General features: G+C 62.0%; 22 protein-coding genes. 13 read left to right on the top strand and 9 right to left on the bottom strand.

The features are described from left to right. Positions 1-48 precede the first annotated feature (48 nt). From AB4O35_RS23415 to AB4O35_RS23405, 3 genes are read right to left on the bottom strand one after another with little or no spacing between them, the layout of a single operon-like run. Positions 49-975 (bottom strand): sugar ABC transporter substrate-binding protein, encoded by a 927-nt coding sequence (locus AB4O35_RS23415; protein ID WP_065876229.1) that lies wholly within the window; start codon positions 973-975, stop codon positions 49-51. A gap of 19 nt (positions 976-994) precedes the next feature. Next, positions 995-1,774 carry a TIM barrel protein gene (locus AB4O35_RS23410; protein ID WP_065876228.1) on the bottom strand — a complete coding sequence of 260 codons (780 nt, stop codon included), beginning with the start codon at positions 1,772-1,774 and terminating at the stop codon, positions 995-997. Then, entirely contained in the window at positions 1,771-2,790 is a 1,020-nt protein-coding gene (locus AB4O35_RS23405; protein ID WP_065889382.1) for a Gfo/Idh/MocA family oxidoreductase, read from the bottom strand. Before AB4O35_RS23405 ends, AB4O35_RS23410 begins: the two co-directional genes overlap by 4 nt. Positions 2,791-2,975: 185 nt before the next feature. Here AB4O35_RS23405 and AB4O35_RS23400 point away from each other — a divergent pair, with 185 nt between their 5' ends. After that, positions 2,976-4,937 (top strand): sigma-54 interaction domain-containing protein, encoded by a 1,962-nt coding sequence (locus AB4O35_RS23400; RefSeq protein ID WP_065889384.1) that lies wholly within the window; start codon positions 2,976-2,978, stop codon positions 4,935-4,937. A 13-nt stretch (positions 4,938-4,950) separates the two neighbouring features. On the opposite strand, the gene rtcR is transcribed toward AB4O35_RS23400, so the two are convergent. Continuing rightward, positions 4,951-6,531: an RNA repair transcriptional activator RtcR gene (gene rtcR / locus AB4O35_RS23395; protein ID WP_065881425.1), complete on the bottom strand. Its 1,581-nt coding sequence runs from the start codon at positions 6,529-6,531 to the stop codon at positions 4,951-4,953. 213 nt (positions 6,532-6,744) lie between these two features. Here rtcR and AB4O35_RS23390 point away from each other — a divergent pair, with 213 nt between their 5' ends. The 3 genes from AB4O35_RS23390 to rtcA are packed head-to-tail and all read left to right on the top strand — an operon-like array spanning position 6,745 to position 9,807. After that, entirely contained in the window at positions 6,745-7,971 is a 1,227-nt protein-coding gene (locus tag AB4O35_RS23390; protein WP_065876224.1) for an RtcB family protein, read from the top strand. A gap of 13 nt (positions 7,972-7,984) precedes the next feature. Beyond that, positions 7,985-8,773: a nucleotidyltransferase domain-containing protein gene (locus AB4O35_RS23385; protein ID WP_065876223.1), complete on the top strand. Its 789-nt coding sequence runs from the start codon at positions 7,985-7,987 to the stop codon at positions 8,771-8,773. An 8-nt stretch (positions 8,774-8,781) separates the two neighbouring features. After that, entirely contained in the window at positions 8,782-9,807 is a 1,026-nt protein-coding gene (gene rtcA, locus AB4O35_RS23380) for an RNA 3'-terminal phosphate cyclase (protein WP_065881423.1), read from the top strand. Here rtcA and AB4O35_RS23375 read toward each other — a convergent pair. Beyond that, positions 9,804-10,847, bottom strand: coding sequence for a substrate-binding domain-containing protein (locus tag AB4O35_RS23375; protein ID WP_065881422.1), 1,044 nt, complete (start codon positions 10,845-10,847; stop codon positions 9,804-9,806). The two genes, rtcA and AB4O35_RS23375, sit on opposite strands and share 4 nt — an antisense overlap. 162 nt (positions 10,848-11,009) lie before the next feature. On the opposite strand from AB4O35_RS23375, the gene AB4O35_RS23370 reads away from it, so the two are divergent. Genes AB4O35_RS23370 through AB4O35_RS23355 form a run of 4 tightly spaced genes read left to right on the top strand, consistent with a single transcriptional unit; the run spans position 11,010 to position 14,472 of the window. Beyond that, positions 11,010-12,104: a fatty acid desaturase family protein gene (locus tag AB4O35_RS23370; RefSeq protein WP_065946279.1), complete on the top strand. Its 1,095-nt coding sequence runs from the start codon at positions 11,010-11,012 to the stop codon at positions 12,102-12,104. 28 nt (positions 12,105-12,132) lie between these two features. After that, positions 12,133-12,453 (top strand): MocE family 2Fe-2S type ferredoxin, encoded by a 321-nt coding sequence (locus tag AB4O35_RS23365; protein WP_032888397.1) that lies wholly within the window; start codon positions 12,133-12,135, stop codon positions 12,451-12,453. A 2-nt stretch (positions 12,454-12,455) separates the two neighbouring features. Next, on the top strand, positions 12,456-13,655 hold the full coding sequence (locus AB4O35_RS23360) for an NAD(P)/FAD-dependent oxidoreductase (protein ID WP_065881420.1): 1,200 nt from the start codon (positions 12,456-12,458) through the stop codon (positions 13,653-13,655). Position 13,656: 1 nt separating this feature from the next. Beyond that, entirely contained in the window at positions 13,657-14,472 is an 816-nt protein-coding gene (locus AB4O35_RS23355) for a sugar phosphate isomerase/epimerase family protein (RefSeq protein ID WP_065881418.1), read from the top strand. Positions 14,473-14,545: 73 nt separating this feature from the next. On the opposite strand, the gene AB4O35_RS23350 is transcribed toward AB4O35_RS23355, so the two are convergent. Next, a complete protein-coding gene (locus tag AB4O35_RS23350) occupies positions 14,546-15,418 on the bottom strand; it encodes an undecaprenyl-diphosphate phosphatase (RefSeq protein WP_065881416.1) in 873 nt (290 codons plus the stop codon). 179 nt (positions 15,419-15,597) lie between these two features. On the opposite strand from AB4O35_RS23350, the gene AB4O35_RS23345 reads away from it, so the two are divergent. Together AB4O35_RS23345 and AB4O35_RS23340 are read left to right on the top strand one after the other, a co-directional pair. Continuing rightward, complete coding sequence (locus tag AB4O35_RS23345) at positions 15,598-16,104, top strand: GNAT family N-acetyltransferase (RefSeq protein ID WP_065881414.1); 507 nt, start codon at positions 15,598-15,600, stop codon at positions 16,102-16,104. Positions 16,105-16,184: 80 nt separating this feature from the next. Continuing rightward, positions 16,185-16,451 carry a hypothetical protein gene (locus AB4O35_RS23340; protein ID WP_065881412.1) on the top strand — a complete coding sequence of 89 codons (267 nt, stop codon included), beginning with the start codon at positions 16,185-16,187 and terminating at the stop codon, positions 16,449-16,451. Between the two features lie 5 nt (positions 16,452-16,456). Here the strand turns inward: AB4O35_RS23340 and AB4O35_RS23335 are convergent, their stop codons facing one another. Next, complete coding sequence (locus AB4O35_RS23335; protein ID WP_065876214.1) at positions 16,457-17,392, bottom strand: GlxA family transcriptional regulator; 936 nt, start codon at positions 17,390-17,392, stop codon at positions 16,457-16,459. A 171-nt stretch (positions 17,393-17,563) separates the two neighbouring features. Between AB4O35_RS23335 and AB4O35_RS23330 the strand changes: the two genes are divergently transcribed. The 3 genes from AB4O35_RS23330 to AB4O35_RS23320 all read left to right on the top strand — a co-directional run bounded on the left by AB4O35_RS23330 (position 17,564) and on the right by AB4O35_RS23320 (position 20,071). Then, complete coding sequence (locus AB4O35_RS23330; RefSeq protein ID WP_065881410.1) at positions 17,564-18,193, top strand: TetR/AcrR family transcriptional regulator; 630 nt, start codon at positions 17,564-17,566, stop codon at positions 18,191-18,193. Next, a complete protein-coding gene (locus AB4O35_RS23325) occupies positions 18,190-18,867 on the top strand; it encodes a type 1 glutamine amidotransferase domain-containing protein (protein ID WP_065881408.1) in 678 nt (225 codons plus the stop codon). The genes AB4O35_RS23330 and AB4O35_RS23325 overlap by 4 nt, the downstream gene beginning before the upstream one ends. 79 nt (positions 18,868-18,946) lie before the next feature. Next, the gene (locus tag AB4O35_RS23320; RefSeq protein ID WP_065876211.1) at positions 18,947-20,071 is read left to right on the top strand and encodes an alkene reductase; all 1,125 of its coding nucleotides are present in this window, start codon (positions 18,947-18,949) and stop codon (positions 20,069-20,071) included. A gap of 133 nt (positions 20,072-20,204) precedes the next feature. Here the strand turns inward: AB4O35_RS23320 and AB4O35_RS23315 are convergent, their stop codons facing one another. Beyond that, complete coding sequence (locus AB4O35_RS23315; protein ID WP_065881407.1) at positions 20,205-21,203, bottom strand: NAD(P)H-quinone oxidoreductase; 999 nt, start codon at positions 21,201-21,203, stop codon at positions 20,205-20,207. Then, on the bottom strand, positions 21,200-22,432 hold the full coding sequence (locus AB4O35_RS23310) for a YbfB/YjiJ family MFS transporter (protein WP_065946280.1): 1,233 nt from the start codon (positions 22,430-22,432) through the stop codon (positions 21,200-21,202). Before AB4O35_RS23310 ends, AB4O35_RS23315 begins: the two co-directional genes overlap by 4 nt. Positions 22,433-22,529: the final 97 nt, after the last annotated feature.

Here is a 22,529-nt window from a genome sequence, read left to right as displayed (position 1 = left end):
GCATTCGCGAGCAAGCCCGCTCCCACATTTGGATTTGTGTACCCAAGTTTATTTGTAGCGCTGCTCAAACACCGCCACCTGTTCCGGCTTGATCAGCTCAAACGGCACCCACACTTCCGATTCAATCGGCTCGCCCTTGATCATCCGGACCGCCGCCTGCACCGCTTGGGTTGCCTGGGCTTTCGGGTCCTGAAACACCGACGCCGTCAGCAAGCCACGCTTGATCGCCGCCAGGCCATCGGGCAAGCCGTCGATGCCGATAATCGCCACTTCGCCCTTGGCTTTCCCGGCTTGCTGCAACGCCATGGCCGCGCCAATCGCCATTTCATCGTTGTTGGCGACGATCGCATCGAACTGTGTACCCGCCAGTAACCAGTTGCTGGTCAAGTCCATGCCCTTGCTGCGTTGCCATTCGGCGCTTTGCTGCTCCACCACCTTGATGCCGGGAAAGTCCTTGAGCACCTGTTTGGCGCCCTCGGTGCGGTCATGGGTGGCGTTTTGCGCAAGGTCACCCATGATAATCGCCACGTTGCCCTTGCCGCCAAGTTTTTCCGCGAGGTAGCGCATCTGCAATTGCCCGGCCTCGATGTCGTTGGAGGCCACGGTGACGACGCCCTTGGGCAGCGTGCGTTCATCCGGGTGGCGGTTGACGTACACCAGTGGCGTCTTCGCGGCGGTGGCTGCGCGGGTGATGTTGGCGGTGGCGGCGGTATCCACCGGCAGCACGATCACCGCGTCGACTTTCTGGTTGAGAAAGCCTTCGACCTGGTTGAGCTGGCGCACCACGTCGCCCTGGGCGTCTTCGAACTGGATCTGCACGTCCTGCTGTTGGGCGGCGGTTTCGAGGCCGGTGCGTACGTAGGTCATGAAGTTGTCGTCGACCCGGGCAATGCTCACGCCGATACGGTAAGCGGCGAACGTCCATTGGCTGAACAGCAGTAACAGCGTGGCAACGAACAACGAATAGCGGTTCATAAGGGTGATCCTTTTATTGTTATAGGGTGAATGCTTGGCGGAAACGCTCCAAGGCCAGTTCGCTGTCGCCGCTGGCCCAGCCTTCCAGTCCGACCACGCCGCTGTAGCCCATGGCGTGCAACGCCCTGGCAATGGCCGGGTAGTGGATTTCTCCCGTGCCGGGTTCCTGGCGGCCCGGCACGTCGGCGACCTGGATTTCACCGATGGCGCTACCGGCGCGCTGGATCAATTCGATCAGGTTTCCTTCGCCGATCTGCGCGTGGTACAGGTCCAGGTTCATCTTCAGGTGTGGGCTGCCCACGGCTTCGATCAGCGCCAGGGTGTCGTCGGCGCGGGCGAATGGGGTGCCGGGGTGATCGACGTCGGTGTTGAGGTTTTCCAGCAGGAACACGCGGCCGGCGTCTTCGCCCAGGCGGGCGATTTTTTCCAGGGTTTTGCAGGCGCTCAGCCACATGCGCGCGGTGGTCCGGGACACCGGCTGCACGGGCAGGCCGCCGTCACCCAGGCCGGTGCCGTGCAGGTTGAGGCTGGGGCAGTTCAATTGCTCGGCTACCCTCAAGGATTCGCGGGCGCTGTCGAGCAATTGGCGGATGCCGTCGGGGTCGGTGAGGGTGCCGGTGATGTAGCCGGTCATCGAGGTGAAATCGGCACCGGTGGCGGCGAGGGCATTGATGTCCTTGTCGGTCCAGTTCCAGATCTCGGCGCTGAACCCCAGCGCGTGAATACGCTGTACGCGCTCGATAAAGGGCAGGTCGAGAAACACCATCTCGGCACTGACCGCCAGTGTGAACGGGATCATCGCTGGGCTCCCTGCACGGCGACGGCCTTGCCCGTTTCGAACGACTCGATGCAGGCGCGCGCAATCGCCAGGGCCGCGCGCGCATCTTCGCCGCTGGCCAGGGGCTTGGCGCCGCTGCGCAGGCAGTCGACGAAGTGGTTGAGCTCGGCAATGTAGGCGTCGCGCAGCAGGTCAGTGTCCAGGCGTAGAGTGTCGGCCTGGATGCCTTGGGCCAGGTAGCGCACCAGGTCGGATTCAGTGACGCTGCCCATGCTCAGCATGCCTGCGCTGCCGAACACTTCGCCGCGCACATCGTAGCCATACACGGCCTGGAAGTTGGCCTCGGCGGTGGCAATCGCGCCATTGTCGAAGCGGATCGTGACCACGGCGGTGTCGAGGAAACCTTTGCTTTTGTATTCCGGAGCGATCAGCGCGTCGGCCATTACGTACACCTGTACCGCTTCGGCGCCGGGGTTGAGGTAGCGCAGGGTGTCGAAGTCGTGGATCAGGGTTTCCAGGAAAATCACCCATTGCGGTGAAGCGGCCGGGTTGTTCAATGCCGGGTCGCGGGTCAGCGAGCGCAACAGTTGCGGCGTGCCGATACGGCCGGCGACGACGTCGAGGTGGGCAGTACGGAAGCTTTTGGCGAAACGCCGGTTGAAGCCGACCTGCAAGGGCACCCGCGCATCGGCTGCGGCGGCGATGGCGCGGTCGGCTTCGTCCAGGGTGATGGCCATCGGTTTTTCGCAGAAGATGCCTTTGCCGGCGCGCGCGGCGCTGATCACCAGTTCGGCGTGGCTGCGCGCGGGGGCGGCGATGAGTACGCCGTCGATATCCGGGTCGTCGAGCAGTTGTTGCGGGTCGGTGTAGACCTTGGCTACCCCCAGTTCAGCGGCAAGGCGGGCGGCTTGGCCCGGAGTCGGGTCGGCAATGGCGGCCAGGCTGGCACCGGGGATGTGTCGCGCAGCCGTGAGTCCGTGGAAGCTGCCCATGCGACCAGCCCCGATCAAGCCCAGGCGGATGTTCTGTGTACTCATGAAATAAACCCCTTTTTATTATTGGCCTCAGGACAGTCCTGATGGGCGAAGAGGTAGGAGCAAGGGCTGTGCCAATTCATAACTTGCTGATATTTATGAATTTATAAATACATATAAACAAAAAGTGTTCATTTTGATGACATGTCTATACTGACATGTCAAAAACATGAACACGGATGCCCCCAATGACCATGACGTTCAGCGTGCAAGACCTCGACTACCTGACGGCCTTGGGGCCTGCCGCGCTGAATGACGGACCTGTGTCCGCGCTGGAGCAGGCGTGGCGGGAGTGCCTGGCCGGCCGGGTCGAGCGCCCTGGCGACGTCCGGCAAGTCATCTGGGATTCCTGGCGGCGCAGCGTCGAGGCCGGTATCGATCCCGATGACAGCGGGTATCGCTTCGTGGCGCCCCGCGACCTTGATGCCACCCTGGCAACTCACCGCGTGCTGATCGCTACCGCCGCGCAAGTCATGCACGGCTTGCTGGCCTACAACCCGCGCGGCCATATCAACCTCACTGATGCCGACGGCACCACCCTGTATTTCTGCGGGCTGGACATCACCCCGGTGGGCAGCCGCCTGCTGGAATCCGTGCAAGGCACCAACTGCACCGGGTTGGCCCTGGCCGAAGATCGCCTGGTGTATGTGCTGGCCGAGGAAAATTTTGGTCGTGGCCTGCGCCAGCGCCGCATGCACTGCGCCGCCGCGCCGATCAAGAATGCCCAGGGTGAAACCCTGGCGATGCTGACACTCACCGCCGAGCCCGGCTGGTTTCACTTTCATACCCTCGGCACCGTGCAGGCGGCGGCCGAAGCCGTATCACGGCAGATGGCCCTGCAAGGCCTGCTGGAAGAACAGCAAACCGTCCTCGAAGTGCTCAACGAAGGCCTGGTGGTGCTGGACGAGCGCGGCTGCATCAAGGCGCTCAACCGCTATGCCCGGCAATTGTTCCGGGTGGGGCTGGAGCTGATCGGTCGCCCGTTCCAGCACCTGGGCCGCAGTGAGTTGGGTGATGCGACGGGGGAGCCTGTGCGCGACCTGGATTGCACCTTTCATCTGCACGACCGCAGCCAGCTCGCTTGCCTGGTTTCAGTCTGCCCGCTGGAGCAGGGCGGGGTGATCGTATCGGTGCGCGAGAACCGCCGTATCCGCGAAATTACCCGGCGCATTATCGGCACCCAGGCCCGCTACACCTTTGAAACCATCCAGGGCCACTCGCGCGCTATCCAGGACGCGCTGCACCTGGGCCGCATCGCCAGTCGCAGTGAGTCCACCACCTTGATCCTCGGCGAAAGCGGTACCGGCAAAGAGCTGTTTGCCCAAGCGATCCATAACGGCAGCGACCGTTGCACTGGGCCCTTTGTGGCGGTCAACTGCGGCGCCATCCCGCGAGACCTGGTGCAAAGCGAGCTATTCGGGCATGTCGAAGGCGCGTTCACCGGCTCAGCCCGTGGCGGCTCAGCGGGCAAGTTCGAACTGGCGGAGGGCGGCACTATCTTCCTGGATGAGATTGGCGACATGTCTTTCGATGCCCAGGTCAGCCTGCTGCGGGTGTTGCAGGAGGGTGAAATCACCCGCGTGGGGGCGAAGAGTTCGCGCCAAGTGAACGTGCGCATCATCGCCGCCACCCATCGCAATTTGAGCCAGGCGGTGGCAGAGGGCGCGTTTCGAGAAGACCTCTACTACCGCCTCAACGTGTTGAACCTGACCGTGCCGCCACTGCGCATGCGCCGCGACGATATACCGCTGCTGGCGCGGCACTTTCTTGCCCGCTGCGCGCGTTCACTGCGTAAATCGGTGCAGGGTTTTTCCCCGGACGCCATGGCGCTGCTCTCGGCCTACGGCTGGCCGGGCAATGTGCGGGAGCTGGAAAACAGCATTGAACGGGCAACCAACCTGGCGACGGGTGAACTGATCCAGCCTGTCGACCTGCCCTTGGAAAGCAAGCCGCGCGCAACGCTGCGCACTGACGAAGCGCAACCGCCCCAGGACCTGAGCAGCCATGAAATGCACGCCATCGTCGCCGCGCTCGAAAGCACCCGCGGCAACATCCGCCTGGCCGCCCGGCAGCTAAACGTGTCGCGGGGCGGGTTGTATAACAAGATGAGCCGGTTCGGCCTGAATGCCACGGATTTTCGTGGCGGCTAACCGCGTCGCAGGGCTAGGGCTTCAACTGCTTCCAGTCAATCGCAAAGCGCGCCAGGTATTTACGCAGGCGATCCGCATCGTTGGGCTGGGCCTTGGCCTGGCGGGATACACCGAACAAGCGGCGGCCGGCGTCGGATAGGCTATCGGATTGCAGGCACACCTCGATGACGGCCTTGAGTTGCAACTGGTCGAACAGGTCCAGGTCGGCGGGCAGCAGGGTGTGTGGCTCGGACAGCCCCCAGGCGTAGCGCAGGCGTTGGATTTCTTCTTCGGCCTGGGCCTCATCGATACGTCCGCTGTCGGCCAGGGTCGCCATGCGCGTGATCGACGCAGACAGCTCGCGAAAGTTACCCAGCCACGCCGCTTCGCTGGAACAGGCGAACGCCAGGTAGCGGCGGCGCGCTTCGAGGTTGAAGCGCACGCGGCGGCCTTGCTCGCGGGCGTGGCGCTCCAGCTCGAAATCGATATTGGGCTCGATGTCTTCGCGCCTCCCCGCCAAGCCCGGCAGATCAAAGGTCCACAGGTTGATGCGCGCGTACAGGTCTTCGCGGAACAGCCCTTCGGCCACGCGCCCGCGCAGGTCGCGATGGGTGCCGGCGATGATCAGGAAGTCACTGGCCACTTCGCGGTCGGCGCCCATGGGGTAGAAGCGCTTTTCTTCGATGGCTTTAAGCAGCATCGCTTGTTCATCAGGGCCCAGTTCGCCGATTTCATCAAGGAACAACATGCCGCCATCCGCCGCGCGCAGCAGGCCGTCGCGCGCGTTTTGTGCGCCGGTGAAGGCGCCCTTGGTATGCCCGAACAACGCCGACATAGCACCATCGCCGCGCAGCGTGGCGCAGTTGACTTCCACGAAGCGCCCTTGCACTTGATGGCGGCTGCGCTTGAGTTCGTAGATGCGGCGGGCGAGGAACGACTTGCCCGCGCCCGTGGGGCCGATCAGCAGCATCGGCGCCGTGGAGCGCACGGCCACGCGTTCGATCTGCTCGATGGAGGCATTGAACGCGCTGTTGCGTGTGGCGATCCCCGACTTGAGAAACGCCAGGCCTTCCAGGCGCTGGTGGGCGAAGCGTGAGGCGATGCGGTCGTAGCGTGACAGGTCGAGATCGATCAGGGTGTGTGTGCCCGTGGCGGGCGCGGTGTCGTCAAGGCGGCGGCTGGGCGCGGTCTGGATCAACCGAGCGGGCAGGTTGCGCGCCTCGGTCAGCAGGAACCAGCAAATCTGCGCCACGTGCGTACCGGTCGTGATGTGGACCAGGTAGTCCTCGTGTTCGGTGTCGAAGCGGTAGTCGGTGGTGAAGTCGTGTAGCGCGCCGTAGACCTCTTCGAAATCCCAGGGGTTGTTCAGCGGCATGGGGTGCAGGCGCACCTCGGTGTGGGGCGAGATCTGCTGGACATCGGCGCGCAGCCGCTCGGCGAGGCTGACGTCACGGGCGTCGATGTCGTGGATCAGCTCCAGGCGATCAATCTGCAGGGTGTCCTGCTGGCACAGGCCGACGCTGGGGCGCCAGTGATTCCAGCGGTTGGCGCCTTTGCCGACGCGATCCAGCTTGGAGCCGATAAACCCGATGGCGACGGTGCGCTTGTGTTTCATGGATAGACCAAAATATAAGTAACGATATGTGAGGATATGAAGTTGGCGATCAGCTTGTCATGGTTTTTTTAGGTGTGAGTTATCCGTTGTTAAAAATAACGATATAAAACAATTAGATATTTATTTTTAGAGCGACTTTTAAAAACCTGGCACGCCCGCTGCTATGTCCCTACCAACGCCGCAGCGCCGGCTTTCAAAAAAAGAATCGAGATCATGCAAGAGAAAACCTACCAACTGCTGGAAGTCGCCGACGGCAAGCCGATCAAACTCTGGACCCAGGGCGTGCCGGTCGAGCCCGAGGCCCGCCAGCAACTGATGAATACCGCCAAGATGCCGTTTATCTTCAAGCACCTTGCGGTGATGCCGGATGTGCACTTGGGCAAGGGTTCGACCATCGGCAGCGTGATCCCTACCGTGGGCGCAATCATCCCGGCAGCGGTGGGCGTGGATATTGGCTGCGGCATGATCGCCGCGCGTACCACGCTGACCGCCAGCGACTTGCCCGACAACCTCCACGGCCTGCGTTGCGCCATCGAGGCCGCCGTACCCCATGGCCGCACTCGCAGCCGTAAGGGCCGCGACAAGGGAGCATGGGAAGACGTGCCGGCCCAGGCCGATCAGGCATGGACGGCGTTGCATCCGCGCTTCAAGGCGATCACTGACAAGTACCCGCAACTGGAACGCAGTAACAACCGCCAGCACCTCGGCACCCTGGGCGGCGGCAACCACTTTGTCGAGGTGTGCCTGGATGAAGCCAACCGTGTCTGGTTCATGTTGCACAGCGGTTCGCGTGGCGTGGGTAACGCCATCGGCAACCTGTTTATCCAGTTGGCCCAGGCGGATATGCAGCAACACCTGGCGAATTTGCCGGACCGCGACCTGGCGTATTTCGAAGAGGGCAGCCAGCACTTCGATGACTACGTGGAAGCGGTGGGCTGGGCTCAGGATTTCGCCCGGCAGAACCGCGAGTTGATGATGCGCGCGGTGGTCCAGGCCACACGCCAAGTGATCAGCAAACCGTTTGAAGTGGCGCTGGAAGCGGTGAACTGTCATCACAACTACGTGCAAAAAGAGCGGCATTTTGGCGAAGACATCCTGGTGACGCGCAAGGGCGCGGTGTCGGCGAAGAAGGGCGAGCTGGGGATTATTCCGGGCTCCATGGGCGCCAAAAGCTTCATCGTGCGTGGATTGGGCAACGAAGAGTCGTTCTGCTCGTGCAGCCACGGCGCCGGCCGCACCATGAGCCGTACCAAGGCGAAGAACACCTTCACCCTGGCCGACCAGATCCGCGCAACAGCCCATGTGGAGTGCCGCAAGGACGCCGATGTGATCGATGAAATTCCGATGGCCTACAAGGACATCGACCAAGTCATGCACGCCCAGCGCGAGCTGGTGGAAGTGCTGCACACCTTGCGTCAAGTGGTGTGCGTCAAAGGATAAGAGGGGAATAGAGATGGAAAGGGAAGAACGCCACCCATTGAGCGACGCCATGCGCGCGCGGGTGCTTCAGGAGTTGGAGCGCATAGAGCGCGAGCGCAATGTGACGGTGCTGTATGCCTGCGAATCCGGCAGCCGGGCCTGGGGTTTTGCCTCCACCGACAGCGACTACGACGTGCGTTTTGTCTACGTGGAAAAACCTGATTGGTTCATGCAGGTGGATACGCCGCGCGACGTGATCGAACGGCCGTTGGATGACGAGTTGGACGTGAGCGGCTGGGAGTTGCGCAAGACCTTGGGCCTGTTGCGCAAATCCAACCCCACGCTGCTGGAATGGCTTGATTCGCCGCTGGTGTATCGCCAGGAGACCGAGGCCACGGCGCAATTGCGTGCCCTGGCCGAGGCGTTCTACAGCCCGCCGGCGGCGCGCAATCATTACCTGTCGATGGCCAAGAAGAACTTTCGCGGCTATCTGCAAGGCGACACGGTGCGGTTCAAGAAGTACTTCTACGTACTGCGACCGTTGTTGGCAGTGCGTTGGATCGACCTGGGGCTGGGGCGGCCGCCGATGACCTTCGCCGATTTGTTGAGCACAGTGGATGACGCACAACTGCTCGATGAGGTCGCAACCCTGCTGGTGTTGAAACGCAATGCCGGGGAAGCGGCCTACGGGCCACGGCGCCCGGCATTGCACGCCTACATACAGCGTGAACTGGAACGCGAAGTGCCGGTATTGCCACGCACCCATGAAGACTCCCAACAACTGGACCACTACCTGCGGGACACGGTCAAACGCTTTGCTTAAGGATAGATATGAAACAGGACCTCATTGAACTCGACGGCGCCATCGGCGGTGGCCAGGTACTGCGCAGCGGGCTCAGCCTGTCGATGGTGACCGGGTTGACCCTGCGCATCAAAAACATCCGCGCCAAGCGCAGTCGGCCAGGCTTGATGCGTCAACACCTGACCGCCGTGCTGGCGGCGGCGCAGGTCTGTGGTGCCAAGGTGCAAGGTGCTGAACTGGGCTCGCAAACACTGGTGTTCGAACCCGGGCCGATTCAAGGGGGCGAATACCGGTTTTCAATTGGCACAGCCGGCAGTTGCACCCTAGTGCTGCAGACCTTGTTGCCGGCATTGCTGCGCGCACCCACGGCCAGCCGCGTGACGATCTGCGGCGGCACCCATAACCCGCTGGCACCGCCGGTGGACTTCCTGCAGCGCGCCTGGCTTCCATTGTTGCAGCGTATGGGCGCGCGCATCGAATTGAGCCTGAACCGCTACGGGTTTGTACCGGCTGGCGGTGGTGAGTTAGAGGCGTTTATCCAACCCAGCGAGCTGATGCCGCTGCAGTTGATGCAGCGCGGAAAACTGCTCGCAGCCCGCGCGGTAACCCTTAACGCAGGGTTGCCCGCCCAAGTGAGCGAGCGCCAGTTCAAGCGCGTGCGCCAGCGTCTATCGTTTGCGGACACGCAACTGTTCCCGGTCGAGATTGACCCGGAACAGGGCCCAGGCAACGTGCTGATGCTGGAGTTCGTCCACGAGCATGTCACCGAACTATTCAGTGCCTTTGGCATGGCCAAGGTGCGCGCCGAAACGGTGGCCGACCAGGCTATCGACCAGGCCAGTGAGTGGCGGGGCACCGACACGGCAGTAGGCGAACACCTGGCCGATCAGTTGCTGTTGCCAATGGCGCTGGCGGGTGGCGGCCATTTCACCACGTCGCACATGAGCGAGCATTTGCACAGCAACATGCTGGTGATCCAGCGCTTCCTGCCCGTGGTGATCGAGAGTCACGTGCTGGAGGCGGGCGGCTTGAAGGTCGAGTGCCGAGCGCGCTAGAGATTCTCCGACGTCACAATCTGCGGCGGTATATGCACCCGATGCCGCACCGGATCGAACCCCTCGGCGCTCTGCAATTCCACCATCAACGCCACCAATGCCACGGCCGTCCGCCCCGGCTGCGAGTCCATCACCACATCAATCAAACCCTGGCTCAGCGCTTGGCGCGACAGCTCGGTCGATTCCTGCAAAATGCAACACAACGTCGGCCGTTTGGGCAGTTGGGCCAGAGCGCTGATGATGCCATCACCGCCGCCGCCCACCACGCACAGCCCGCGCAGGTCACTGTGACGGCTGATCAGGTCGAGTGTGGCTTCTTCGGTGATGTCGCAGTTATCCAGGTTGATCAGCGGCTCCAACGGCTTGAGCCCCGGCGCATGTTCGGCCAGGTAGCTGTGCAGGCCTTCGACCCGCGCCTGGTGGCCGAGAAAACGATGGCCGCCGAGCAAGATCCCCACGCTGCCTTTGCGTGCGCCGCAGGTGCGGGCGAGCAACCAGCCCATGGTGCGGCCGACCACGTGGTTGTCCTGGCCCACATAGGGCTCCTCGGCGTTTTCGTGGATATCCGAAAGCAGGGCGACCACCGGCACGCCGGCTGCGCGGATCTGCGTCAGGCAGGCGTTGATCAGTGGGTGGGCAAAACTGACCACCGCGAGGCCATCGCACTGCACGGCCAACTGTTCGATTTGCGCGACGATGGCGCTGGGCGTGCGATCGATGATGTATTCGAACTGGCATGTGAGGTTGGCACCGGCATGCTGCTCGGCTGCATCGCTGATGGCACGGGCCAGGTTGGCGTAGAACGCCTGGGCGGTGCCCAGCAACAGGATGCCTAGGCGGTAGGTCGGGCGCCGTTCGCGAATGCGCTGGCCAATCAGCCGCGCGGCAAAGTAACCCACGGCTTCGGCGGCCTGGAACACCTGTTCGGCTGTGTCAGGATTGACCGGCGCACGGGCATTCAATACCCGGTCGACGGTGGCCACACTCAGCCCGGCCTGGGCGGCGACGGTGGCAATGGTTGGGCGTTTATTGTTGTTCATGACAAGCCCCTTGAGCGTCTTGATAGAAAACTATCAAGCTCCGCTGGGCCTGGATGATAGCTTGATAGGGAATGGATTCAAGGCCTTGAGGGTGATTTAGGCGTTCTCTATCGTGGGTTTCACAAAGCACCTGAAACCACCCGCTTGCGGAGAACAATAACAATGCCTGAACACACCGCTCATCCCGCCCGCCGCGACTACAGCCTCACCGGCCCCGAAGCCGCCCGCGCTTTTGATAAAGGCCTGGTCTCGGCCAGTTGGTACCAGTCGCCCGTCTCGCGTAAACGCATGAAAGAACTGATGCAGCGCCGCGACGGCCCGGCCTTGCTCGACACCGCCATTTGGGTGACCGCGCTGTTCGCCACCGGTTTTGGCGGATACTGGTTCTGGGGCACCTGGGCCTGCGTGCCGTTTTTCCTGGCCTATGGCGTGCTGTACGGCACCGCGTCTAACCCGCGCTGGCACGAAACCGGCCATGGCACGGCGTTCAAAACCCGTTGGATGAACGACGTGCTGTACCAGGTTGCAAGCTTCATGTGCCTCTTCGAGCCCCATGTGTGGCGCTGGAGCCATGCCCGTCACCACACCGACACCATCGTCGTCGGCCGCGATCCGGAGATTGTCGAGCCGCGCCCACCGCGCTTCTCGATGATGTTCTTGAGCCTGTTCAATTTGCCCCTGGCCTGGAAGACATTCAGCGGCGTGGCGCGCCATGCCATTGGCCGGATGAGTGCCCAGGAGGCAGACTTTATCCCCGAATCCGAATGGCCCAAGGTGTTCCGCGCGGCGCGAATCTGGGTCGGCATCTACGCCGTGGTGATCGGCACCGCCTTGTACCTGCACAGCTGGCTGCCGCTGATGCTGATTGGCCTGCCGAGTATCTACGGCGCCTGGCTGGGCTATGTTTTCGGCCTCACTCAACACGTGGGCCTGGCCGAGGACGTGCTCGACCACCGCAGCAACTGCCGCACCATTTATATGAACCGTGTGCTGCGCTTTATCTACATGGACATGAACTACCACCTCGAACACCACATGTACCCGATGGTGCCGTATCACGCCCTGGCGCAATTGCACGAAGAAATACGCGGCGACTGCCCGCCGCCGTACGCGAATATTTTCGAGGCGTACAAGGAAATCCTGCCGACCATCTGGAAGCAGCGCAGTGATCCAAACTATTTCATCCAGCGCCCGATACACCCGCGAACAGAACCGGCGGCCAATGCCCCGGTGCATGCAGAAGCCGCTGCCGGCTGAACTCCCTCCAAGAACAAGAGAAAACGCCATGAACGATCAATGGATCGACGTCTGCGCCGTGGGCGAAATAGACGAAGAAGACGTGCTGCGCTTCGACCACGGGCCGCACACCTACGCGGTGTACCGCTCGGCCGACAATGAATTTTTCGCCACCGCGGGTCTGTGCACCCACGAAAAAATTCACCTGGCCGACGGCCTGGTGATGGACCACATCATCGAGTGCCCCAAGCACAACGGGCGCTTCGATTACCGCACCGGCAAGGCCATGGGCGCGCCGGTGTGCGTCAACCTCAAGACCTACCCGGTGCGGGTCGAAGCGGGGCGGGTATTGCTCGCCGTCACGGCTTGATGATGCACGAGGCTCTGATTATCGTCGGCGCCGGCCATGCCGGTGGCCGTGCGGCGCTGACCTTGCGCGAAGAAGGTTATACCGGGCGGCTGATACTGATCGGCGATGAGCCGCACGTGCCCTACGAGCGGCCGCCGCTGTCCAAAGGCCTGTTGCAGGGCACAGCGGATTTGGCCGGGTGCAGCCTGTGCGACAGCGCGCGGCTGGCCGAACTGGATATTGAGCATATCGCCGGCAATCCGGTGACTCGCTTGGAGCCGCAACACCATCGCCTGCAACTCGCCGACGGCCAGTGGCTGCCGTATGCCGGTCTGCTGTTGGCCACTGGCGGCAGGGCACGACGATTGCCTCAGGCGCAGGCCAATGTGCTTTACCTGCGCACCCACGATGAGGCGCTGGCCTTGCGCAGTGTCCTGAACCCCGGCACGCGGCTGGTGGTGGTGGGTGGCGGGTTTATCGGGCTGGAAGTGGCGGCGACAGCACGCGGCCTGGGTTGTGAGGTGACGGTGCTGGAAGCCGGACCGCGCCTGGCGGGCCGGGTGTTGCCGGCGGTTATCTCCCAAGCGTTGCTGGATTTGCATCGTCGCCAAGGGGTGGATGTGCGTTTGAACATGGCGCTGGAATCCATCCAGGCCGACGCCGTGCTGTTGGTGGACGGGCAGCGGTTGCCCTGCGACTGGGTGGTGGTCGGGATCGGCATGCAGCCCAATATCGAACTGGCCGTATTGGCAGGGTTGGAAGTAGGGCAGGGCATTCGTGTCGATGCGTACCTGCGCACCAGCGCGCCGAACATTTATGCAGCCGGCGACGTGTGTGAGTTTGAGCGCGACGGCCTTTATCAGCGTCAAGAAACCTGGCGCAACGCCGACGCCCAGGGGCGGCATGCGGCGCTGAACCTGCTGGGCCGCAATGTGCCGTTCGAGACACTCCCCGGTTTCTGGTCCGATCAGTACGATTGGGGTGTGCAGAACGTGGGTGTGATCACGCCGCTTACGGTCAGTCGGCCATTGCCGGGCGGCGGCTTGCTGCTGTTCTACCTGGATGCCGAGCATCATCTGCACGGTGCGTGCGGTTGGGCGCCGGGCAACAGCGTGGCCAAGGACATCAAGCTGTGCGAACGCCTGATCACAGCACGCGTTGCGCTCAATACGACCAGCCTGGCCGACCCCGAACTGTCCCTCAAACACATCCTGCGAGGCTGATATGCGCCAATTCCTGGTGTTCCAATCCCTTTGGGCCATGCAAACCGAGCCCGGCCCCCTCGAAGCCCAGCTCGAGCGCATCAAAGCCGCCGGTTTCGACGGCATCACCGACCATTACTTCAAGCCCGCCGACGTCTCACGCCTGCACGCCGCCGCCACGGCCAGGGGCTTGCAGATCGAAGGCCAGCTGTTTCCGCAATCGGTGGATGATCTGGCGGCGGCACTGGACGTAATCAGCCGCTACGGCTGCCACCACCTCACCCTGCAAGCCGACGTGCGCCCGCGCACCCAAGCCGAGGCCGCGCGGTTGGTCGAAGGCTGGCAGCGCTTGGCCGAGCAGGTGGACTTTCCTGTGCTGCTGGAAACCCATCGTTATCGGCTCACCAATGATCTGTTGTTCACCCTCGACCTGCTGGCACAGATGCCCGATTTGAAGCTGCTGGCCGACCTGTCCCACTACGTGGTTGGGCGTGAGTTGCCGGAGCCAGGGGCCGATGAAGATGATGAACAGATCCGCACGATATTGCGCCACAGCTGGGGTTTCCACGGTCGCGTGGCCAGCAGTGAACAGGTGCAGGTGTCGCTGGACTTTCCCCAGCATCAAGGCTGGGTACAGCGTTTTACCCAGTGGTGGCGCTACGGGATCGAAGACTGGCTGGCCCGGCCCGATACGCCGCAAAGCCTGAGCTTCACCTGCGAATTGGGCCCGCCGCCCTATGCGATCACCGGCGCGGATGGGCGTGAGATCAGTGATCGCTGGGCGGAAGCGCTGAAGCTGCAGGCGCTGATTCGGCAGGTGTGGCAAAGCTGTCAGTGATGACCTTGGACCCGGTGTTCAAGACAAAGCAGCTCCCAGATTAGATTTGTGTTGGTTTTAAGATAGCGTCAGTTCAACTCAACAACCCGGTACTCACCGCCACAATCAGGAACACCCCCAGCAGCGCGCGATAAATCACGAACGGCCAGGTGGAGAATCGCTCCAAAAACTTCATCAGGCCCCAGATCGCAAAAAACGCCGAGACGCTCGCCACCACCAAACCAAAGATCAAATGCGGCCAGGCATGGGCCGGCATATCGGCGTGCAGCAGCACCCACAGTTCTTTCAAACCGGCGAGGGCGATGGCGGGCAGGCCCAACAGGAAAGAAAAGCGCGCCGCTTCCTCACGTTTGAAGTTGAGAAACAGTGCCGCCGTCAGCGTGGAGCCGGAGCGCGACACCCCTGGAATCAACGCGCCAATCTGCGCCACTCCCACGATCAACGCATCCCGCAGGCGCATTTCACTCACCTCCCGGGTGTGGCGTGCACGGACTTCCGCCACCGCCATCAGAATCGCCATGACCACACAGGAAATCCCGATCACCATCAGCCCACGCAACGGCGAGTTGCAGGCATTCAAGGTCGAAGACAGCGCCAGGCCGGCGATGCCGATAGGAAGGGTCGCCAGCACTATTGCCACCGCCAGCTTGAACCACCGGTCGTTGTAGTCACCCCGGCGCACCGCGCTGATGCTGCCGGTGGTCACTTGGCGTACATCGCGCCAGAAATAACTGACCACCGCGGCCAGTGCCGCCAACTGCATGGCTGCGGAAAACGCCGAGCCGGGGTCTTGCCAGCCGAGCAGGGCGGGTACTACGCGCATATGGGCGGTGGACGACACCGGCAGCAGTTCAGTAATGCCCTGGATCACGCCCAGGATGAAGATCTGCAGGTAGTCCAGGGAGGCAAAACCTACATCCAGGCCGGCGGTACAGACGTTTGTCAAAATACGTGTCCTTGAAAAAGAGCGGCAATTTCGCGGAGTTTATTCGAAATGTTTCAAGGTTTCGGAAGGGGTAAGAGCTTTTTGCATTCGGTTCAGCAAGTAGAAAGGTTGGCCACACTATTGGACTGTGCTCAGGTTTTGTGAACAATGGCGCCCTGCGTTTTTTCACTGAGGGTCCCATGCCTGAAACCACCGTCGAATTGATCCAGACCGGCCCTGAAGAAGCCGAGCTGATCCGCAATCTCTACCAGTATTACGCCTATGAGTCCTCGGACTGGGAACAGGAAGATGTCGAGGCGGACGGCCGTTTCTACATTCACGACGAACACCTGGCCCGCTATTGGCAAGACCCGCAATGGAGCGCCAACCTGCTGCTGGTCGATGGCTACATAGCCGGCTTCCTGCTGATCGAAGGCAGCGAACTGCCGGGTATCGACGCTCTGGAACTGGCTGACCTGTTCATCCTCAAGCGCTATCGGCGCAAAGGCATCGGCCGCGCCATCGCCAGCCAGGTGCTGTGCAGCGGCGAGGCGGATTGGCTGGTGCGCTTTTACGACCAGGATGAAGTGTCCCAGGCGTTCTGGCGCACGGTGCTGGACAACCTGCCGCGCCCGGTACAGGCGATTGAGTTGGCGGATGATCCGCAGTTGGTGAGTTACCTGGTGACACGCGCGGTGTTGCACTAAGCGCGAGGTTGAACTTAACGCAGGGGGGCGCCTCAGAGGCTTGTCGGCCGCTGGGGCCCTGAATTTCACAAGGATGCGAAATGAACACGTCTTCTCTGTTCAAACACCTCGTTGGCGCTGCGGTGCTGCTGGCCTTGGGCGGTTGCCTGACGATGTCGGGCGATTACAAGGTCACCGCAGTGGACGCCAACGGCGCCCCGGTCAAAATGGTTTTCACCACCCGTGGCAGCGGCATCTACTCCGTGCGTAACGCGTTCTGCCTGAACTACCCCAAGGGCACGGTGACCATCCGCGACCTGAACACCGGGGAAGAACTCAGCAGCGAAAGCCCTTACCACTGCCGCTAGACGCTCTAGCTCCTGAACAACGCCTGCTGCATCGCCTGCGGCGGCTGCCCGAACGCCCTGAGAAACGCCTGGCGCATGCGTTCGCGGTCACCAAACCCGGTCTCACGGGCCACCACTTCCACGGGATGACGACTGGTTTCCATCATCGCCCGTGCGGCCTCTACCCGCAGGGACTCGATGGCCTTGGCCGGCGTTTGCCCGGTTTCTTCGCGAAACACCCGGCTGAACTGGCGTGGGCTCAGCCGGGCAACATCGGCCAGGGCTTCCACCGAGAGGTCATGGGTCAGGTTCTCACGGGCATAGGCCAGGGCCAGTTGTACGCGGTCTGACTTGGGGTCCAGTTCCAACAGCGCCGACAACTGCGATTGTTCACTGCCCCGACGTTGGGCGATCACCAGCTTGCGTGCAATGCGCCGCGCGAGGTCGCTGCCCAGGTCGTTCTCCACCATTGCCAACGCCAAGTCCACCCCGGCGCTCATGCCAGCGCCGGTCCATACCTGGCCGTCGACGACGAACAACTTGTCCTCTTCCAGGTGGATATCCGGGTAGCGCTTGCGAAAGGCCGGCGCGTGAATCCAATGGGTGGTGGTGCGCTTGCCCTCCAGCAAGCCGGCTTCTGCCAGCACGAAGATGCCCATGCACAACGAGGCGACGCGTCGCGATTGGGCCGAGGCGGCCTTGACCAGTTCCAGCAGGTTCGCTTCCGGCAGGCGAAACTCCAGGTAGCCGCTGACGATCAGCGTGTCGTAGCCCTGCGGCCGTATCGGCATGGTGTTCACCGAGAATCCCTGGGAGGTCATCACCGCGCCGCCACTTTCCGACACCAGGTGAAACTCATAGGCCGGCTCGCCGCGCAGCAGGTTTGCACACTCGAACACCGAGCCCAGGCTGAGGCTCAGGGATTGGAAGTTCGGGTAAACCATCAGCGCAACGCTGTGCATCGCATGTCTCCAGAAGCGTGGGAGGGGGATTGTCGGTGGCTGCCGGAAAAACGGCAACCGACTTTGCCGCATGTCCGGAATCCTTGCGGATCTGACATTGTGCGCGTTTTACCCGGCCCCTAACATTCACTCAACGAACTAGACGACTGGTCTAATCGGACGGGATGAAAAATGAGCCGCGAAACTAAAAGTGCAAGGCAGACGATTCTGGAAAGTGCGCAGCCAATTGTGGGCGCCAAGGGATTTTCTGCCGTGGGGTTGAACGAAATACTTCAAGCCGCCGATGTGCCTAAAGGCTCGTTCTATCACTACTTCAACTCTAAAGATGCGTTCGGGGTGGTATTGCTCGACACCTATTTTGACAACTACTTGAGCGGTATGGAACAGCTGTTCAATCAGCCGGACTTATCCCAGCACGCCAAGTTGATGCGCTATTGGCACCGCTGGATCGACAACCAGACCAGTTGCACCGACGCGGGCAAATGCCTTGCCGTCAAACTGGGTGCAGAGGTGTCAGACCTTTCAGAGCCGATGCGCCTGGCCCTGCAGCGCGGCACCGCACGCACTATCGCGTTGCTCGCAATTGCCTTGCAACGCGGCATCGAAGACGGCTCGCTGAAGGTTGCGCAACACCCTGAAAGCCTGGCCCAGCGCTTGTATGCGTTGTGGCTGGGGACCAGCGTCATGAGCAAGATCACACGTACTTGCGCGCCGTTCGACGAGGCGCTGTGGCTGACCCAACACCTGTTGGGCAGCCCTGGACACACTGACGCTCACACCTATCGAGGCACTGGAAAATGAAAGTATTAATGGTACTGACCTCTCACGACCAGCTTGGCGATACCGGGCGCAAGACCGGCTTCTGGCTCGAAGAATTTGCCGCACCGTATTACGCGTTCAAGGACGCCGGCGCCGAGGTGGTGCTGGCCTCCCCGGCGGGCGGTCCACCGCCGCTGGACCCGGTGAGCGACCAGCCGGACTTCCAGACCGAACAGACCCACCGCTTTGCCGCCGACCCGGCTGCGCAGCAGGCGCTGGCCACCACGCTGAAACTGGACACCGTGAACGCTGACGACTTCGACACCGTGTTCTACCCAGGCGGCCACGGGCCGCTGTGGGACCTGGCGGAGTCACCGGTCTCGATTGCCCTGATCGAGTCCTTCGAACGCGCTGGAAAACCGATCGGTTTTGTCTGCCACGCACCGGGCGCGCTGCGTCACGTCAAGGCGGTCAATGGCGACCCGTTGATCAAGGGCCGTCGCGTCACCGGGTTCTCCAACTCGGAAGAAGCGGCGGTGGAGTTGACCGACGTGGTGCCGTTCCTGATTGAAGATGAGTTCAAGAAACTCGGCGGCCATTACGAGAAGGGCGCCGATTGGCAATCCTTTGTCATCACAGATGGCCTGTTGGTCACTGGGCAAAACCCTGGCAGTTCCAGCGATGTGGCCAACGCCCTGCTGACACTCACCGCTTAATCTAAAAAAACGCTGTATTCATTGGCGACTTTTATAAGTCGCCAATGCTTTAGCACGTCCGCAATTTGGAAAACTTTACATGACTGACAATGTTCTGAGTACGCCGGTAAAACTGGGTCACCACACGTTAAACAACCGTATCGTCCTGCCGCCGTTGACACGCCAGCGCAGCGCTCAGCCTGGCGATATCGCGACCGACCTGATGGCCGAGTATTACCGCCAGCGTGCCACGGCTGGTTTCATGGTCAGCGAAGGTACGCAGATCGAGCCGCGTGGCCAGGGTTATGCGTGGACGCCGGGCATTTACACCCCGGCGCAGATCGACGGCTGGCGCAAAGTCACCGACGCGGTGCACGCCGAAGGCGGGGTGATCTTTGCCCAGTTGTGGCACGTTGGCCGGGTCTCGCATAACGCGTTGCAGCCAGACGGCGCCGCACCCGTCGCGCCGTCGGCGATCCAGGCGCAGCAGGCCAAGGCCTTTATCGAAACCGGTCCTGGCGTGGGCGAGCTCAAGCAGCCGCCGGTACCGCGTGCATTGAGCGCTCTTGAGATCGAAGAGTTGGTCGGGCACTACGCCCAGGCCGCACGCAATGCACTGGATGCCGGGTTTGACGGGGTGGAAATCCATTCGGCGAATGGGTACTTGGTCAACCAGTTCATCTCGGCCCACGCCAATCAGCGTGACGATGAGTACGGCGGGTCACTGCACAATCGCCTGCGCTTTCTGCGTGAAATCGTTGAGGCCGTGAGCGCCGTGGTCGGGCCGGAGCGCCTGGGTGTGCGATTCTCGCCCTTGTTCAGTGGCACTGATCAGGATCGCGTGTACATCGGCCTGGTAGAAGAAGACCCGCATCGCACCTATATCGAAGCGATCAAGGTGTTGGAAGAGTCAGGCATCGCCTATGTGTCCATCGCTGAAGCCGACTGGGACAACGCCCCAGTCTTGCCGGAATCGTTCCGCCGCGCGGTGCGCGAAACCTTCAGTGGCCGCATCATCTACGCCGGTCGCTATACCGCTGAACGCGGCGCTGGTCTGGTACAAGCGGGGTTGGCGGACTTGATTGCGTTCGGGCGGCCATTCATTGCCAACCCGGACCTGCCGCAGCGGATTTTCAACGGATGGCCGTTGAACCCGTTGAAGGCCGAGGGGTTGTATGGCGGGACGGAAGCGGGGTACATCGATTACCCGGTGTACGCCAAATAGCCCTGCGACGCTGATCCATGTGGGCGCTGGCTTGCCTGCGATAGCGTCACCTCGGTTCAACTGAATGACCGAGGTGTCTGCATCGCAGGCAAGCCAGCTCCCACACTGGATCTTCACAAGGCCTGGATCAGCGTCACTCCACCCGCAACACAATCTTCCCAATATGGTCCCCACCCTCCATCCGCGCATGCGCCTGGGCGGCGTCGGTGTAGGCGTACACCTTGTCGATGATCGGCAAGCACCGCCCGGCGGCCAGTACCGGCCAAATGTATTCGCGCAGTTGTTCGGCAATGGCGGCTTTTTCGTCTTTGCTGCGTGCTCGCAGGAGTGAGCCGGTAATCACCGCGCGTTTGCCGAGAATGCTCAGCAGATCGACATCATTGGCCTTGGCGCCGCCGAGGAAGCCCAGCATCACCAAGTGACCGTCCATGGCCAAGGCCTTGAGGTTGTTGTTGAGGTAGGAGGCTCCCATGATGTCGAGGATCACATCGACGCCCTGGTTGTCGGTCTGCTGCGCAATGACTTCGGCAAAATCCTGCTCGCGATAATTGATAGGTTCAGCGCCCAGCTTGGCAATTGCGGCACATTTGTCGGCGCTGCCAGCGGTGGCAAACGCCTGGATGCCAAACTCGCGGCACAGCATCAAGGCGGTGGTGCCGATGCCGCTGGTACCGCCGTGAATCAACACGCGCTGACCGGTGTGTGCATCGCCAAGGCCGAACAGGTTGGCCCACACGGTGAAGAACGTTTCCGGCACGGCGGCGGCTTGAATCCAGTCCATGCCCTCAGGGATCGGCAGGGCCTGGCTGGCCGGCACGCTGCAAAACTGTGCGTAACCGCCGCCATTGGTCAAGGCGCAGACCTTGTCGCCCACTTGGTATTCGCTCACGCCTTCACCCAGCGCCACCACTTCACCGGCCACTTCCAACCCAGGGATCGGGCTGAAGCCGGGTTTCATCGGGTATTTGCCGGCGCGTTGCAGGGCGTCGGGGCGGTTGACCCCGGCGGCGTGCACGCGGATTAGGATTTCGCCGGGGCCTGCGACAGGCAGGTCGGCCTGGCGCGGTTGCAGCACTTCAGGTCCGCCAGGGGTAGTGATTTCGATCAGGGTCATTTCTTGAGGAAGCGTCATTTCAGATTACCTGCAGCGATGAGCGTATGGGTTGGGACCGTACCGAGCGGTCGACGGTTCAGCAGGATCATGCCCAGTTCCAGTGCCAATGCGACCACAATGGCCCCGGCGGCGATCATGAACAACAGCGCATGCTGCCCGCCACTGCTGTTGAACAGTGCCGAATAGGCAAAACCGGACAGCGCCTGGAACGTCGCGAAGGACACCGTGGCGCGGCTCCATGCCACTTGTTGCTGGTGATGGTTGGGCAGCAACTCATGCACCCGCGCCAGTGCCAGCGGCACGATGCCCGGCGGGAAAGAGCCGAGGATCACCGCGAGCGCCGCCAGGGCGGTAAACGAGCCGGCAAACGGCAATAGGCCGACCGCAATCGCCTGCACCACCAGCACCACGCGAATACTCAAGCGGGCACCGAGTTTATCGGCGAGGAACCCGTAAGTCACCGGCCCCACAATCGCGCCCAGGCCGTACATGACCCAGATCATCGCGCCGATATGCGCGCCGTCACCCAGGCCACGGGCCACGTAATCCACCAGGAACACCATCGCCGGCACCAAACCCGCCGCCATAAAAGCGTATTGAGCGAACAACAGGTACACGCCGGAGGGCGTCCGTGCTGAGGTGTCCGAGGGTGCCGGTGCTTCATGCAGCGTGCCGCTGGGCCAGGCGAACCAGCTGGCCGCCGTCAATACCAATGCCAGCAAGCCCAGGCCAAACCAGGTCTGCTGCAAACCCAGGCTCAGCAGCGGCGGCACGATAGTGCCGGAGCCGGCAATGCCCAGGCCGATCCCCAGGAAGATCGCACCGCTGGCCAAGCCACGGCGTGCCGCCGGTACATGGGGCAATACGGTTGCCGCTACCAGCACCATGATTGCGCCACCGGCAATCCCCGACAACAAGCGCCAGGCGAAAAACCACACCACCGACAGCGCAAAGCCACAGGCGAAAAACGCCAGGGTCACCGCCACCATCATGATGCGCAGGGCGGTCTTGTTGGAGGTGCGCTGGGCGAGGGGGCGGCCGATCAGCGCGCCAATCAGGTAACCCACCAGGTTGGCGGCGCCGAGGTAGACCACGTCATTGGCGGAAAACCATTGGGCCTGGATCAGGCTTGGAATCAAAGGCGTATAGGCAAACCGCGCCAAGCCGATGCTGACCAGGCTGGCGCAGAGGCCGGCGAAGATGGGGAGCCAGACTGAGCTGCGGGGTGGGGCGTGAGTGTCGAGCATGATGGCGGTCCTGGGTATTTTTCTCTGGCGCCCAGCATAGCCAGGTTTGTTGATGCAATAATGCTGCGAATACACGGCGCAGCGATGCATATATGCA

This window comes from Pseudomonas sp. H1_A03, assembly GCF_054685145.1.
The sequence above is the reverse complement of the archived record's forward strand: the minus strand, read 5'-3'. Positions and strand labels throughout refer to the sequence as shown.

Bases quoted from the DNA above. Each gene is read 5' to 3' on its own strand.
- AB4O35_RS23415 (WP_065876229.1), bottom strand. From the start codon at position 975: ATGAACCGCTATTCGTTGTTCGTTGCCACGCTGTTACTGCTGTTCAGC.
- AB4O35_RS23410 (WP_065876228.1), bottom strand. From the start codon at position 1,774: ATGATCCCGTTCACACTGGCGGTCAGTGCCGAGATGGTGTTTCTCGAC.
- AB4O35_RS23405 (WP_065889382.1), bottom strand. From the start codon at position 2,790: ATGAGTACACAGAACATCCGCCTGGGCTTGATCGGGGCTGGTCGCATG.
- AB4O35_RS23400 (WP_065889384.1), top strand. From the start codon at position 2,976: ATGACCATGACGTTCAGCGTGCAAGACCTCGACTACCTGACGGCCTTG.
- rtcR (WP_065881425.1), bottom strand. From the start codon at position 6,531: ATGAAACACAAGCGCACCGTCGCCATCGGGTTTATCGGCTCCAAGCTG.
- AB4O35_RS23390 (WP_065876224.1), top strand. From the start codon at position 6,745: ATGCAAGAGAAAACCTACCAACTGCTGGAAGTCGCCGACGGCAAGCCG.
- AB4O35_RS23385 (WP_065876223.1), top strand. From the start codon at position 7,985: ATGGAAAGGGAAGAACGCCACCCATTGAGCGACGCCATGCGCGCGCGG.
- rtcA (WP_065881423.1), top strand. From the start codon at position 8,782: ATGAAACAGGACCTCATTGAACTCGACGGCGCCATCGGCGGTGGCCAG.
- AB4O35_RS23375 (WP_065881422.1), bottom strand. From the start codon at position 10,847: ATGAACAACAATAAACGCCCAACCATTGCCACCGTCGCCGCCCAGGCC.
- AB4O35_RS23370 (WP_065946279.1), top strand. From the start codon at position 11,010: ATGCCTGAACACACCGCTCATCCCGCCCGCCGCGACTACAGCCTCACC.
- AB4O35_RS23365 (WP_032888397.1), top strand. From the start codon at position 12,133: ATGAACGATCAATGGATCGACGTCTGCGCCGTGGGCGAAATAGACGAA.
- AB4O35_RS23360 (WP_065881420.1), top strand. From the start codon at position 12,456: ATGCACGAGGCTCTGATTATCGTCGGCGCCGGCCATGCCGGTGGCCGT.
- AB4O35_RS23355 (WP_065881418.1), top strand. From the start codon at position 13,657: ATGCGCCAATTCCTGGTGTTCCAATCCCTTTGGGCCATGCAAACCGAG.
- AB4O35_RS23345 (WP_065881414.1), top strand. From the start codon at position 15,598: ATGCCTGAAACCACCGTCGAATTGATCCAGACCGGCCCTGAAGAAGCC.
- AB4O35_RS23340 (WP_065881412.1), top strand. From the start codon at position 16,185: ATGAACACGTCTTCTCTGTTCAAACACCTCGTTGGCGCTGCGGTGCTG.
- AB4O35_RS23335 (WP_065876214.1), bottom strand. From the start codon at position 17,392: ATGCACAGCGTTGCGCTGATGGTTTACCCGAACTTCCAATCCCTGAGC.
- AB4O35_RS23330 (WP_065881410.1), top strand. From the start codon at position 17,564: ATGAGCCGCGAAACTAAAAGTGCAAGGCAGACGATTCTGGAAAGTGCG.
- AB4O35_RS23325 (WP_065881408.1), top strand. From the start codon at position 18,190: ATGAAAGTATTAATGGTACTGACCTCTCACGACCAGCTTGGCGATACC.
- AB4O35_RS23320 (WP_065876211.1), top strand. From the start codon at position 18,947: ATGACTGACAATGTTCTGAGTACGCCGGTAAAACTGGGTCACCACACG.
- AB4O35_RS23315 (WP_065881407.1), bottom strand. From the start codon at position 21,203: ATGACGCTTCCTCAAGAAATGACCCTGATCGAAATCACTACCCCTGGC.
- AB4O35_RS23310 (WP_065946280.1), bottom strand. From the start codon at position 22,432: ATGCTCGACACTCACGCCCCACCCCGCAGCTCAGTCTGGCTCCCCATC.